The 12,787-nt window shown below is 58.5% G+C and carries 14 protein-coding genes; 6 read left to right on the top strand and 8 right to left on the bottom strand.

From position 1 onward, the window contains the following. Nucleotides 1–8: 8 nt before the first annotated feature. The 4 genes from modA (at nt 9) to ACXAET_RS10315 (ending at nt 3,097) form a co-directional block, all read left to right on the top strand. Nucleotides 9–788 carry a molybdate ABC transporter substrate-binding protein gene (gene modA, locus ACXAET_RS10330; protein WP_475184292.1) on the top strand — a complete coding sequence of 260 codons (780 nt, stop codon included), beginning with the start codon at nt 9–11 and terminating at the stop codon, nt 786–788. Between the two features lie 3 nt (nt 789–791). Next, nucleotides 792–1,484: a molybdate ABC transporter permease subunit gene (modB, locus tag ACXAET_RS10325; protein ID WP_475184289.1), complete on the top strand. Its 693-nt coding sequence runs from the start codon at nt 792–794 to the stop codon at nt 1,482–1,484. After that, a complete protein-coding gene (gene modC, locus ACXAET_RS10320) occupies nt 1,481–2,578 on the top strand; it encodes a molybdenum ABC transporter ATP-binding protein (protein WP_475184286.1) in 1,098 nt (365 codons plus the stop codon). Before modB ends, modC begins: the two co-directional genes overlap by 4 nt. A gap of 105 nt (nt 2,579–2,683) precedes the next feature. Further along, nucleotides 2,684–3,097 (top strand): hypothetical protein, encoded by a 414-nt coding sequence (locus tag ACXAET_RS10315; protein WP_475184284.1) that lies wholly within the window; start codon nt 2,684–2,686, stop codon nt 3,095–3,097. A 7-nt stretch (nt 3,098–3,104) separates the two neighbouring features. Here the strand turns inward: ACXAET_RS10315 and hemF are convergent, their stop codons facing one another. Genes hemF through clpS form a run of 4 tightly spaced genes read right to left on the bottom strand, consistent with a single transcriptional unit; the run spans nt 3,105 to nt 6,169 of the window. Continuing rightward, nucleotides 3,105–3,989: an oxygen-dependent coproporphyrinogen oxidase gene (gene hemF / locus ACXAET_RS10310; RefSeq protein ID WP_475184283.1), complete on the bottom strand. Its 885-nt coding sequence runs from the start codon at nt 3,987–3,989 to the stop codon at nt 3,105–3,107. Nucleotides 3,990–3,994: 5 nt separating this feature from the next. Then, a complete protein-coding gene (locus ACXAET_RS10305) occupies nt 3,995–4,795 on the bottom strand; it encodes an SDR family NAD(P)-dependent oxidoreductase (RefSeq protein ID WP_475184282.1) in 801 nt (266 codons plus the stop codon). A 36-nt stretch (nt 4,796–4,831) separates the two neighbouring features. Further along, nucleotides 4,832–5,797: a class I SAM-dependent methyltransferase gene (locus tag ACXAET_RS10300; RefSeq protein ID WP_475184280.1), complete on the bottom strand. Its 966-nt coding sequence runs from the start codon at nt 5,795–5,797 to the stop codon at nt 4,832–4,834. Between the two features lie 27 nt (nt 5,798–5,824). Next, on the bottom strand, nt 5,825–6,169 hold the full coding sequence (gene clpS, locus ACXAET_RS10295; protein ID WP_068338331.1) for an ATP-dependent Clp protease adapter ClpS: 345 nt from the start codon (nt 6,167–6,169) through the stop codon (nt 5,825–5,827). 93 nt (nt 6,170–6,262) lie between these two features. Between clpS and ACXAET_RS10290 the strand changes: the two genes are divergently transcribed. Both ACXAET_RS10290 and ACXAET_RS10285 read left to right on the top strand, forming a co-directional pair. Continuing rightward, a complete protein-coding gene (locus tag ACXAET_RS10290) occupies nt 6,263–6,964 on the top strand; it encodes an HAD family hydrolase (RefSeq protein WP_475184278.1) in 702 nt (233 codons plus the stop codon). 279 nt (nt 6,965–7,243) lie between these two features. After that, nucleotides 7,244–8,626 carry a D-alanyl-D-alanine carboxypeptidase family protein gene (locus ACXAET_RS10285; protein ID WP_475184275.1) on the top strand — a complete coding sequence of 461 codons (1,383 nt, stop codon included), beginning with the start codon at nt 7,244–7,246 and terminating at the stop codon, nt 8,624–8,626. A 58-nt stretch (nt 8,627–8,684) separates the two neighbouring features. Here the strand turns inward: ACXAET_RS10285 and ACXAET_RS10280 are convergent, their stop codons facing one another. From ACXAET_RS10280 to ACXAET_RS10265, 4 genes are all read right to left on the bottom strand, one after another. Next, complete coding sequence (locus ACXAET_RS10280) at nt 8,685–9,932, bottom strand: hypothetical protein (RefSeq protein WP_475184273.1); 1,248 nt, start codon at nt 9,930–9,932, stop codon at nt 8,685–8,687. A 151-nt stretch (nt 9,933–10,083) separates the two neighbouring features. Next, on the bottom strand, nt 10,084–10,845 hold the full coding sequence (locus ACXAET_RS10275) for a LamB/YcsF family protein (RefSeq protein WP_475184269.1): 762 nt from the start codon (nt 10,843–10,845) through the stop codon (nt 10,084–10,086). Nucleotides 10,846–10,857: 12 nt separating this feature from the next. Next, nucleotides 10,858–11,856 carry a 5-oxoprolinase subunit C family protein gene (locus tag ACXAET_RS10270; protein ID WP_475184268.1) on the bottom strand — a complete coding sequence of 333 codons (999 nt, stop codon included), beginning with the start codon at nt 11,854–11,856 and terminating at the stop codon, nt 10,858–10,860. Next, nucleotides 11,853–12,605, bottom strand: a complete 753-nt coding sequence (locus ACXAET_RS10265; protein WP_475184265.1) for a 5-oxoprolinase subunit B family protein — start codon at nt 12,603–12,605, stop codon at nt 11,853–11,855. Before ACXAET_RS10265 ends, ACXAET_RS10270 begins: the two co-directional genes overlap by 4 nt. Between the last annotated feature and the right edge of the window lie 182 nt (nt 12,606–12,787).

Raw genomic sequence — 12,787 nt, 5'->3', positions numbered from 1 at the left:
GAGAGTGCATGATCTTGTCCGTTGCCCGCCGATGTGCGATCGCGGCTTTGGTGCTGAGCGCTGTAACGCTGGCTCCGCTTCGGGCTGGTGCGGCCGAGATTTTGGTTTTCGCAGCGGCCAGTCTTAAGACGGCTCTGGATGAGATTGCGCCAGCTTTCGAGCAAGAGACAGGGCATGACGTAACGGTGTCCTTCGCCGCCTCATCCGTTCTGGCGCGGCAAATTCAATTAGGTGCACCAGCGGATGTGTACATTTCAGCCAATGTCGATTGGATGGACGTCCTTGAGGATGGGGGGTTGATCCAGACGGCCTCAAGGGTCGACTTGCTGGGCAACAGGCTGGTTTTGATTGGTGGGACAGAGCGGCCAAAGATCGGGCAGATCGAGCCCGGGTTGGCTCTGGATCAGCTGTTGGATGGCGGGTATCTGGCGATGGCGCTTGTGGATGCGGTTCCCGCGGGTATCTATGGAAAGGCTGCGTTACAGAGCCTGGGTCTTTGGCAGGGAGTACACATGCACGTCGCCCAAACTGACAATGTCCGCGCAGCCTTGGCGCTGGTTGCCACAGGCTCGGCCCCGCTGGGAATCGTGTACCGATCAGATGCGCAGGCAGAGGACCGGGTTCATATCGTGGCCGAGTTTTCATCGGAGCTTCATCCACCAATCATCTACCCGGCAGCGATAACTTTGTCGGCGCAGCCCGAAGCGCAGGCGTTTCTGGACCATCTGCAAACCAATGCGGCGCGCGCGGTTTTTGCGGAACAGGGCTTTGCCCTGCCGGATAGCTAACGCATGGGGTGGCTGGGACCCGCAGAGCTTGAGGCGCTAAGGCTGTCTTTGCGCGTGTCGTTTTGGGCGACGCTGGTGACCTTGCCCTTGGGCATCTTTGTGGCCTACGCACTGGCCCGCTGGCGGTTTCCCGGTCGTCAACTGCTGAACGGGTTGGTGCATCTGCCTTTGATCCTGCCGCCCGTTGTGACCGGGTACCTGCTGCTGCTGACTTTCGGCATTCAGGGGCCGTTGGGCCGGCTGCTGGCGGAACTCGGGATCGTTGTTGCCTTTCGCTGGACAGGCGCGGCGCTGGCGGCCGGGATCATGGCGTTTCCGTTGATGGTCCGTGCCATTCGCCTGTCGATCGAGGCAGTGGACCCCAAGCTGGAGCAAGCCAGCGCGACACTGGGCGCGTCGCGGCCCTTTGTGTTTGCAACGGTAACCTTGCCGATGATCCTGCCCGGTGTGATTGCGGGCGGTATCCTCGCCTTTGCCAAGGCGATGGGCGAATTCGGGGCCACCATCACGTTCGTCTCGAATATTCCGGGCCAGACCCAAACGCTCCCTTCTGCCGTTTACGCCTTTCTACAGGTTCCCGGTGGTGAAAGCGCGGCGACGCGATTGGTCGTGGTCTCGATCATCATTGCCATGGGAGCGCTGCTGCTGTCGGAATATGTCGGCCGGCGCGCGGCTGCACGGGTGTCTGGGTCATGAGCCTTTCTGTCCACCTGCGGCATGACCTGCCTGACCTCAGGCTGGACCTCAGCTTTGACGCGCCCTCGGGCGTGACGGTACTGTTTGGGCGATCCGGATCGGGGAAAACCACCGTCGTTAATGCAGTGGCAGGCCTTTTGCGCCCGCACACGGGCCGCGTTGCGATTGACGGGTGGGAATTGTTCGACACCCAGCAAAACCGATGGCTGCCACCACATCGCAGGCGTCTTGGGTATATCTTTCAGGAAGGCCGGCTGTTTCCGCATATGACCGTCCGGCAGAACCTGTATTACGGTCGGTGGTTCGCTCCGAAACGGGCGCGGCGTGAAAACCCGGACAAGGTGATTGAGATGCTGGGTATCGGTCACTTGCTGGACCGCCGCCCTGCTGGCTTGTCGGGTGGTGAGAAACAACGTGTCGCAATCGGGCGCGCATTGCTGGCCAGTCCGCGTCTGATCCTGGCAGATGAACCGCTGGCCGCGCTGGATGACGCGCGCAAGGCCGAGATTTTACCCTATTTCGAACGGCTTCGGGATGAGGTGTCGGTGCCCATCCTTTATGTCACCCATTCCGCGGCCGAGGTGGCGCGGTTGGCGACGTCTGTCGTGGCCCTTCAGGACGGCAAGGCGGTGCGGCATGGGCCCGCGTCAGAGGTGATGGCCGACCCTTCGATCGCCCCGGCAGGAGTGCGCGCCGTCGGTGCAGTGCTAAACGTGCGGGTCAGGGAACACCACGCCGACGGTCTGACCGAGCTGGAGGCTGGGGGCGCCCGCCTGTTTCTGCCGCGTATCCCGCATCAGGCGGGGGAAGAGTTGCGAATTCGTATCCCAGCGCAGGAGGTCATCCTGTCCAACAAACGGCCCGAGGGGCTATCGGCCCTGAACGTGCTGGAGGGTGTGGTCGAAACAATTCGCGCCGGCGAAGGGCCCGGAGCAATTGTTTCGGTCAAAACACCGGCTGGGCCAATTCTGGCGCGTATAACCCGCCGTTCGGTTGCTGCGCTGGGGTTGGAGCCGGGTCAGACGTGTTTTGCGGTGATCAAAACGGTTGCATTAGCCCCGCAGGATGTTGGTGGGCGGTTGAACACGAACTAGAGCAACTTGTGTTTGATGCCCGCGTTGGAACATCGTGAACTTTACTCATGGGGGTCAACGCCTATGATCATAGCCAGGGGTTTTGTATAGTCAGGGAAAATGACGATGCAGATTTTCAAAGTGACAGGCGTGGCTGCTTTAACGCTCTTGCCAGTACTTGCAAACGCCACCGGGTTTGGGATTGGCTTCGGCGTCAACCCGGCCTTTCGCACGACCGTAACGCCCTTGGATGATGGCAGTTTCCGAGTGGCCACGCAGGGCTCATCAGCGGCCATTGCCTATTGGTGCGGTATTGGTGATTTTGCTATTCGCACGCTTGGTCTGCCGACAACGCAGCGGGTGTATGTCTCAAAACCCTATGATAAACAGACCCGGACCGTGCAGTTTTCGTTCACCGCACCCGAAGGGGCGGATACCTCAAAGAGTTATTCAATCACTGTCAGCCGTGTAGGCGAGAATATGTCAGCCAGCGGGGCGCAGAGCCATTGCTTTGATAATATCATGGATTTTGATTTCTAGGCGCGCGTCAGACCCACTTGGCCATCGGTGGCAGGCTCATAAGAACTGCATCCGGATCGTGACCGGTTTCCAGCCCGAACTTGGTGCCACGGTCGTAGACAAGGTTGTATTCGGCGTAAAGCCCCCGATGAACAAGCTGAGTATTCTTGTCGTCGTCAGTAAAGTCCTGAACGCGGCGCTTTTCGACCAGAGGGACAAAAGCCGGCAGGAAGGCGCGGCCTATATCCTGCGTCAGCGCAAAATCCGCAGCCCAATCGCCGGTGCAATAGTCATCCATAAAGATGCCACCGACCCCGCGTGCACGTTTGCGGTGCGGGATGTAGAAATACTCGTCCGCCCATTCCTTCAGGCGGGGATAGTGCCCCGGCCCGTGCGGGTCCAGATGCGCCTTTTGCGTGGCGTGGAAATGAGCGGTGTCCTCGTCATATTCGATGCAGGGGTTCAGGTCCGAACCACCGCCGAACCACCAGGCATGCGGGGTCCAGAACATACGTGTATTCATATGAACCGCCGGAACATGCGGGTTCTGCATATGCGCAACCAGCGATATGCCCGAGGCCCAGAACCGCGGATCCTCGGTCATGCCGGGAATGCCCTTGCGCGCGGCCATCGCCTGTTGCGCGCGCGCACCCAACGTGCCGTATACGGTCGAGATGTTGACGCCGACCTTCTCGAACACCCGGCCACCCCGCATCACCGACATCAACCCGCCACCCGCGTCCGAGCCATCCTCGGATTGGCGTGTGGTTTCCTTGACCTCGAACCTTCCGGGGTTGGCATCTGCGAACGGCCCGGTGTCGTGGCTGTCTTCCAAGGCTTCGAACGCAGCAACAATATCGTCGCGCAATTGGCGGAACCAAGCAGACGCGGTGGATTTTTCGGTGTCAAACATGGGGATCAATGAGCCGGGGCTGCGACAGGGTCCAGCAGGGTGCGACCGCCGTCTATGGTCAGGATTTGCCCCGTTATGAACCCTGCTGCGTCAGAGGCAAGAAATTGCGCTGTTTCAGTCAGTTCGGTCGGCGCAGCAATTCGGGCAAGAGGGGTGTGTTTTTCGATGTCATTCCGGAAATCACGGTTCTCTTTCAAAGTGGATTGCAAAGAGGCGCTCATGACCGACCCCAGCGCGATTGAGTTTACGCGGATTCGGCTCGGTGCCAACGCGACGGCCAGCGAGCGGGTCATCTGGTCAAGCGCGGCTGTCGACACCGAATAGGCCATCAGATCGGGATGGGTGCGGCGCGCAGCAATCGACGAGAGGTTTATGATTGACCCCGCCGGGTTGTCCCCGTCATCCCCGGACTGCTTGATCATCCGTTTGGCGACCAACTGGCTAAGGCGCAGGGCGGGCATCAGGTTCTGGTTCAGCAGGATGCGAACTGAGTCGTCTTCGGGATCCATCGGATCGGATGGGATCACCTGGCGCGCCCCGTTGACCAGAATATCCACTTGGTCAAATGCGTCGATGGTCGCCGAAAGCAGGTTGGCGATGGTCAGCTTTTCCCGAAGGTCGCCTGCGAAAAAGCGGATATTGCTGTCATCAGCCTGCTCGCCCAGTTCCTCGGCTAACCGCTTTTCGTCGATGTCAGCGAACATCACGTTCGCACCTGCATCGGCAAAGTGGCGTCCGATGGCCAGCCCGACGCCATTTGCGCCACCGGTCACGATCGCGGTTTTACCAGATATGGAAAAGGACATGCGTTTCCTCCTGAATCGCGGGCAGGTTAACCGGGATCACCGCCGAGGGCGAGAGGCGTGAAACACCTTGAACCGATTGTCACCAGCGGCTTCCTGAACATGCGTAAATGTATCGGTTAGCATGGCTTCGTAGGGCAGATGGCGGTTAGCCACCATCCACAATGTTCCGTTACGTGTCAGGTTTTTAGCCGCCGCTGCGATAAAGCTTTGCCCCAACGCAGGCTCGGCACTGCGCGACGTATGAAACGGCGGATTCATAACGACGGTGTCCAGCGGCTCAGGTGCCTGCCAGGTCACTGCGTCTGCCCAATGAAACTGCGCGCGCGGGTCAACCACGTTAGTGCGGGCACAGGTCAGAGCGGTGTGGTCTGCTTCGACCAGATGCAGTGTTTTCAGACCCGAAAACTTCAGCAGACCGGCCGAAAGATAGCCCCAACCGGCCCCCAGATCAGCAATGTGCGCACCTAGCTTGTCGGGAAATGCCGCCAGCAACAGGGCCGAACCGGGATCGACACCATCGGCAGAAAACACGCCGGGCGCGGTTTGGAAACCGTCGGCTATCTGATGTTCTGGAGCAGCCCAGTCCGTAAATGCGGTTGGATCAGACTGGAACCAGAAGATTTTACCATGAGCTTTCGATATCGGCCCCTCAACCGCGACACGCTTGCGGATGTCTTTCAGCAGGCTGTCTACACCTTCGGTTTTGGCACCATCAATGACGACCACCCCGGTGGCACATGTGCAAGCTTGCTGAACCAATGATCGGGCCAGAGCCTTTGCCCGCGGGAGGATAACGATCGCATCCCGACACGGTCCCTGCACCTTTGGCGTAACAACAAAGCCTTGGTCGGCAAAGTGATCGTGGAAAGGCTTAAAGGGCTGCACAACCTGTGTCTCAGCCGGTAAGGCGGACAGGTCGGTGGCGGGTGTCGGCCCGAAAACGGTCAGCGGCTGCGACACGCTGAGGCCGCTTTGCAGGGCAAGATTGAGGCGAGGGGACATCAGCACTTGCGAGCGGCCGGTGCGGCCTTACTCTTCCCGTTCCATGGTGCATTGCAACGGATGCTGATGCCGACGGGCAAAATCCATCACCTGACCCACTTTGGTTTCGGCGATCTCATGGCTGAACACACCAACCACGGCCACACCCTTTTTGTGGACGGTCAGCATGATTTCGAACGCTTGCGCATGCGTCATGCCGAAAAAACGCTCCAGCACATGCACGACGAACTCCATCGGTGTGTAGTCGTCATTCAGCAGCAGAACCTTGTAGAGTGGCGGACGCTTGGTCTTTGGGCGCGTCTGCACCAGGACAGACGAGTCGGAATCGTCATCGTCCGAATTGTCAGACATCATCCATTGGTGTTCAAGCATCGTGTTCGTCTATCCGATTCAGGCTTTGGTTTGTCTGTGCGCTTATATAACGTCGAACGGGCCAGAGAAAAGAGCCAGCAGGACGCAATCAACATGGGCCAGAACCTTACCACAATCGGTTTCGATGCGGATGACACTTTATGGCACAATGAACGGTTTTTTCAGCTGACCCAGGCCCATTTCACCGAATTGCTGGCCGATCATGCCGAGCGCGAGCACCTTTTGGACCGCCTGTTAGAGGCGGAAAAGCGCAACATTCGGCACTATGGCTATGGAATAAAAGGTTTCGTTCTTTCGATGATCGAAACCGCGATTGAGGTGACTGAGGATCGTGTCCCAGCCTCAGTAATCCGCCAGCTGGTCGAAGCTGGGCAAGAGATGCTGGCCCACCCGATCGAGCTGCTGCCCCATGCGCGGGAAGCAATCGAAAGCGTCTCGGCGACTCATCAGGTTGTGCTGATCACCAAGGGTGACTTGATTGATCAGGAACGCAAACTGGCACAGTCAGGTTTGGGAGAGCTTTTTGACGGGGTGGAGATCGTGTCCGAGAAAACACCGCAAACCTACAAGCAGATATTCGGCCAATACGGGGATGGGCCTGTTTCTGCCATGATGGTCGGCAACTCGATGCGCTCGGACGTGGTGGCCCCAATTCAGGCCGGTGGCTGGGGTGTTTATGTGCCGCACGGGCTGGTCTGGGAGGTCGAGCAGGCAGAAACACCAGCCAATAGCCCGCGATTCCGTGAATTGCCGGATCTGGGTCGGCTCGCCGACCTTGTGAAAACCCTCAGCTGATGTTGCGGAACGGTACCAGTTTCAAGAAAACGGTACGAAAGAACACCCAATTTCTGCCATTTTCGCGGATTTGGGGGACGCAAGGCTGTGTTGGACCACATCTGGTAGGCTAACGAAGGCGTCAATATGCGTCGAAATCGTTAGCTTTCTGTTTATTTCACGGCACCCCTGTGCTAGCCTCATCGGAAATAAAATAAATTTAGCCGACCAGGAAAACCCGGCGGCGTGAGGTAGACAGAGGCAAAGATCGTGCAGATTCGGCGGACAGTTCCGGCCCGAATGGGCTTATTCCTTATAGTATTCTTGTGGCTGCTTTCCTTTGCGCCGTTGCAAGCGTTGGCCGCGCCCTACGCGGCTATGGTGATTGATGCGCGCACCGGCGAGGTTTTGCATTCCCGCAATGCCGACACCCGGCTGCACCCGGCGTCCTTGACCAAGATGATGACTCTCTACATTGCGTTTGAAGCGGTGCGAAACGGAGAGATCGAACTGGATACGCCGGTTCGTATCACCAAGAAAGCGGCGGCTGAGCCGCCATCGAAACTGGGTTTGCGTTCGGGTCAAACGATCGCATTCCGGTATCTGATCCGTGCGGCAGCAGTGAAGTCGGCAAACGATGCCGCCACCGCAATCGGCATCGCGATCAGCGGCTCTGAGGCCGCGTTTGCGCGCCGCATGACCCGCACGGCCAAGGCGATGGGCATGAGCCGGACGACCTTTAAAAACGCACATGGTTTGACGGAATCGGGCCACTTGTCGACAGCGCGTGATATGACCACTCTGGGCCGTCATCTGCTGTACGATTACCCGCAGTATTACAACCTGTTCTCGCGTCAATCGACCCATGCGGGGATCAAAACAGTTCCGAACACAAACCGCCGTTTGCTGGCGGCGTATAGGGGGGCTGACGGGATCAAGACCGGCTATACCCGTGCTGCGGGTTTTAACCTTGTGGCCTCGGCCAAGCGCAAGGATGAACGCATTATCGCTACGGTTTTCGGTGGCAAGTCAGGCGCATCGCGCAATGCCAAGGTGGCGGAATTGCTGGACATGGGCTTTCGACGCGCACCGTCGCGAGCGCCCATTCGCAAACCAGCGCGACCGGCCTATGCCGGGAATGCAGGTCTGGGCGCCACAGTCGCGGCCCTGACCGGAGCGCCAACCACCAGCCTGCGTCCCGTGCTGCGTCCCGGGCCGGGTGCAGCCGTCCAGGTTGCCGGTACGATCGCCGCAACTGCCGCCAAGAATAGGTCGCGGATTCAGGATGGCATCGCAGCAGCCATCGCCTCTGCGGGCATTCAAACGCCATCGGACGATACACCGCGCCCCGCCGCGCGACCGCGTGATGTTGTTCTGGCCTCAACAGGTCCGGCCGAAGAACCAGAGCCAGAACAGGAAATTGTTACCAGACTATCCACTTCTGGCGGCCATCTTTGGGGCGTCAATGTGGGCCGCTACACCACCCGATATGAGGCAGAGAAGATTTTGCTGAAAACTGCCCTGTCGGAAATGACCACTCTGGAAGGAACCTTGCGCAAGGTAAACCAAAACGCGCGCGGGTTCGAAGCGACATTTCAGGGTATGACCCGTGAGCAGGCCGATCTGGCGTGCCGCAGGCTTCAGGCCCGGAATGTGACTTGTTTCATGATCGGACCCTCATAAGATCCGACATATTCTCTCCTGGACAGGTCTGGGCTGCGGGACACCCCGCAGCCTTTTTTTAATCGAAGACGCGGCCGTGCTTGTATTGCTCATCCTGTCCGGCAGCCGCCGTAAGGGCCGCCACGTTGTCCTTGGTGAAAAAACCGTCATAGTGGTGGCAACGCTCGATATATTCAGTGATTAGCAACGTGTTTTTCGAGTGTTTTGAAAAAATCTGCTTCAGGTTTGGATCGTCTTTGCATTCTCCTACCACATGGGCCAGGAACGGCACGCCCTTGTCCTTGAGCGTATTTACCACAAAATCGACGTTCTTTTCCCCAGCTCCGTGATCGCCATCCTGAATTTCGACCGCCATATGATGTAGGCGGCGACCAAAATTGCGGACAAAATCCTCGGTCGGCATCGGAAGCTGTTCGAAGGAGTTAACAAAGGATGGCGTATTGTTCGCGGTGAATACCTTTGCGGGCGATTTCTTGTCGTCATCCACATTTGCGTTTCGGTTCACATTGGTGGAAGAGTTCATCTCAAAGATATTGTACGCCCCCCAGAAATAATAAGGGACCATGGTCAGAAACTCGAGGATCGCATCCTCGCGTTCGCCAGCAAGAATGCGGGTGGCAAGGTGGTCGATGCCCAACATCAGGGGGGCAATCTTGCTGTCTGCGCCGAAGGCTGCCGCCTGATCCAGTTTTGCCTGCTCCGCATCGCTCAGCAGGATGCGATCGCCCAGACCCAGACTGTCGGGTTCGTTGAAATCCAGGGACGAATACCCGACCCGGTTGCAGGTAAAATCTGAGGGCGTTGTAAACCGGAACCCGTCCAGCGTGTAGAACGGGTTTTCGGTGTCGCCGCTGTATTCAAAGCGGATATTCTGATCTTCCAGTGTTTTGGTCAGACCGTTCAGATCGGTGGCGCCATAAATCTCGCCGACATAGCGGGTTTGCGGCGTGCTGCGGGCCAGCGGGTACATCCGGTTGATGCGGGGGATGAAGTCCTCAAAGCTGGGGCTAAGCGGGGCCATTGCGATCAAGGCCGGGTAGTCGGAATGCGAATGCAGCACTGAGACTTTATGTGTTTGACCCAGATAAGTCGCTGTGTGGCGGTAGGGGGTCATCACATACAACTCGACCAATGTGTCGAACAGCGCGTTGGTTTCCACTTGTAACACGATTGCCCGCATCGCACCGACCTGATCGGCCACGCCTGACATACTGCGGCGTTCGTAAATCTTTGGCAGATATTCGTGAAAGAAGTCAGAGTTCTTCTTGTCGCCGCGCGGCTCGTAAGACATTAGATCGAAAGACATTCACTTCACTCCTTACGCCGAGCCCGCTGGTACGTGGGCAGCGCCCCACCGGATTTCCGGAACCCAGGCATTCAGTTTCCGGCATGCTAGGGCTAGAAATCCGACTGGGCAACAGCCAGCAGAGGCAGGCGCAGGTCTTGCGCCTGTTTCTTTATCGTTCGAATTTCGTGACTTCGACGCCCCCGGCGATCAGATTCTCGCGGACGGACCGGGCGATTTGTACCGCGGTTGGGCCATCCCCATGCAGGCAGATCGTGTCGATTGAGGTTTCAAGCCGTTTTCCGGATTCGGTAATGATGGCACCTTCGCGAACCATATTCAGGATGCGCGGGCCGGCGAGTTCGGGGTCGTGGATGACGGCACCGGGCAGGCTGCGATCAACCAGTGTTCCGTCATCATTGTAGGCGCGATCTGCAAAGATCTCGCCGACCCATTTGCAGCCCAGCTCCCTCACAGCCTCTTCTTGTTTGGTGACAGCCAGCACCATGATGATAATGTCCGGGTCTACATCCAGCGCGCCCTGATAGCACGCCCGCGCCATGCTGATATCGGCCGAGCACATATTGGCAAGTGCGCCGTGCAGTTTCAGATGCCGGACATGGGTGCCGACCGCTTTTGCCATCCCAACCGCTGCCCCAAGCTGATAGCGTACAAGATTACGCAAGGCGTCATGGGGCAGGTTCATGTTGCGGCGGCCAAACCCCTGAAGGTCCGGAAAACCGGGATGGGCACCGATGCCGACGTCGTTCTGTGCGGCCAGCGTCATAGTTTGCGCCATTACATCCGGATCGCCCGCGTGAAAGCCGCAAGCGATATTGGCCGATGTGAGGATTTTCAACAAGCTTTCGTCATCGCCCATTTTCCAGGGGCCAAAGCTTTCCCCCATATCGGCATTCAGATCGACGCTGGGCATCGGTGTAACTCCTTATTCAGTAGCAGATATCATTCCGCTGATCAGTTGGTAGGACAGCAGGTCCGGGATGTCGTGCGGGTCGCGGATCAAAGGCTCTACCCGCGCCCGCAGCTGTGACAGCCCGGTTGCAAAGGTTTGGTGCAGCGCGACCGCTTCATCCATCGTTACGAACTTGAACCGTATGTGCTCGCCAGCCGGGGTCTGCGCTGCGCGCGGCAGGTCACAGGGCAGGACAGAGGCGATACGAGGGTATCCCCCGGTGGTCTGGCATTCGGGCAGCAGGATAAAGGGGCTCCCGGTTCCGGTCATTTGAATGTCACCGGGGGTTATCACCTCGGACAATATGTTCAGCTGGCCCTTTGCGGCAAAACCTTCACCGTCGCTTTCCAGTTGCATCCCCATTCGGTTTGCCCGCGTGCCTCGGCGGAACGACGTCTGGGTGAATCGGTCAAGCGTCTCCTGATCGAAAAGGGTGGTCTGAAAGCTCGCAACCACGCGCAGCGTGCCACCGGCAAAGCGATCCTCGGTCTTCAGCTTCATTCCCGCGCCGCCGGAGTACGGCCCGTTTGGCAGAATATCACCGGCCTGCAGCGCGCGCCCGACTTCTGCCGTCAGGTGGGTTGAGCGGGACCCAAGGAACACAGGCGCATCAATTCCGCCGCCGACATGCAGGTAGCCATAGGTGCCCTGTGTCGCCGCTCCGATCTTCAACTTCTGACCGGGTCCCATCGCATGTGAGGCATTCCAGGCAATTGCAGCACCATCAATACTGGCCTGCATCGGCGCACCAGTCAGGGCGATGCAAACTGGTTGGATCGCCTCAAACGTGCCCCCCATGCCCGCCATTTCCAGCGCGGCACAGTCCGGGTTTTGCCCCAACAGCGCGGCACCTTCGTGCAGCGCCAGCTGATCGGCCGCACCCGACCGCGAAAGCCCCCGATCCAGATAGCCCCTGCGCCCTTGATCCTGAAGGGTGCAGGCTGGCCCGACTTGATGCACCAGCAGAGTCACAAGGGTATCTCCTCGCAGGTCGCACCGCCCGTGTCGACATCGATCTCGCGAAGCTTCTCAAGCTCCGCGCGTGAAACCGGCAGGAACTGCATCTCGTCCCCTGGTCGCAAGGCAAAGCTTTCCTGGGCTTCGGGGCGGAAACAGCGAAACGCGGTTTGGCCGATATGCCGCCAGCCAGTTGGGGTCGGTCCCGAAAACAATACGAACTGCGAGATGGCCAGAACCAACGCGCCCTCAGGCACCATCGGAGTGAGCTCTTTGAGGCGCGGTATGTTGAACTCCGGTCCCAGTGGGCCAAGATACGGCTGACCGGGGGCAAACCCGATGGTCAGAACGCGGACGCGACTTTGGCTCAGGCGATCTATGGCTTCGGACGGGGAAAGCCCCGCTGCGGCGGCAGCTTCATCTAATTGCGGCGCAAGTTCACCACCATAAACGGTTGGTACTTTCCATAGGCGACGCCCCGCAGGCAGAGGTGCCTCGTACCAATTCTCACGATGCAGTAACTTGTGAACCCGCCCGTGGATCTCGGAATGCGCCAGCATCAGCGGATCGAAGCGAATATAGGTTGATGCCAGGGACGCCGATGTTTCAATCACACCGTCCCAATTAGCGGTGTCGATCGCTTCGCGAAACGCCAGCGCCGCCCGGTTCGAGGGTTCCGCCATTGAGTCGGCAAACGAAACCAACAGCCCATCCAATCCGACCGTTCGAATACAGGGGAAAGTAGATGCTTGCGTGGGTACCATGGCTTTTTCGCGTGACCTTATCTTGGCGGGGAAGTGACCGCATCCTTATCTGATGTGCAAGCCCTTGCGGAATGGCCAAGTTTTTTAGCCTGACAAGACGCGGCGAGTCGGGCGAAGGGGGAAGAATTGAGTCGGTTCCAATACCGCGACTCCGTGTTGTCTTGTGGCTGTCCTGCACAAAT

The sequence above is a fragment of the Ruegeria sp. AWH4_226 genome (assembly GCF_056159225.1).
Note: the sequence above shows the minus strand (reverse complement) of the source record. Positions and strands in the feature narration are given on the sequence as shown.

Coding starts and splice junctions, on each gene's coding strand:
- ACXAET_RS10300 (WP_475184280.1), bottom strand. CDS start 5,797: ATGTCCCCTCGCCTCAATCTTGCCCTGCAAAGCGGCCTCAGCGTGTCG.
- ACXAET_RS10290 (WP_475184278.1), top strand. CDS start 6,263: ATGGGCCAGAACCTTACCACAATCGGTTTCGATGCGGATGACACTTTA.
- ACXAET_RS10265 (WP_475184265.1), bottom strand. CDS start 12,605: ATGGTACCCACGCAAGCATCTACTTTCCCCTGTATTCGAACGGTCGGA.
- hemF (WP_475184283.1), bottom strand. CDS start 3,989: ATGTTTGACACCGAAAAATCCACCGCGTCTGCTTGGTTCCGCCAATTG.
- modA (WP_475184292.1), top strand. CDS start 9: ATGATCTTGTCCGTTGCCCGCCGATGTGCGATCGCGGCTTTGGTGCTG.
- modC (WP_475184286.1), top strand. CDS start 1,481: ATGAGCCTTTCTGTCCACCTGCGGCATGACCTGCCTGACCTCAGGCTG.
- modB (WP_475184289.1), top strand. CDS start 792: ATGGGGTGGCTGGGACCCGCAGAGCTTGAGGCGCTAAGGCTGTCTTTG.
- ACXAET_RS10285 (WP_475184275.1), top strand. CDS start 7,244: ATGGGCTTATTCCTTATAGTATTCTTGTGGCTGCTTTCCTTTGCGCCG.
- ACXAET_RS10315 (WP_475184284.1), top strand. CDS start 2,684: ATGCAGATTTTCAAAGTGACAGGCGTGGCTGCTTTAACGCTCTTGCCA.
- ACXAET_RS10280 (WP_475184273.1), bottom strand. CDS start 9,932: ATGTCTTTCGATCTAATGTCTTACGAGCCGCGCGGCGACAAGAAGAAC.
- ACXAET_RS10275 (WP_475184269.1), bottom strand. CDS start 10,845: ATGCCCAGCGTCGATCTGAATGCCGATATGGGGGAAAGCTTTGGCCCC.
- clpS (WP_068338331.1), bottom strand. CDS start 6,169: ATGCTTGAACACCAATGGATGATGTCTGACAATTCGGACGATGACGAT.
- ACXAET_RS10305 (WP_475184282.1), bottom strand. CDS start 4,795: ATGTCCTTTTCCATATCTGGTAAAACCGCGATCGTGACCGGTGGCGCA.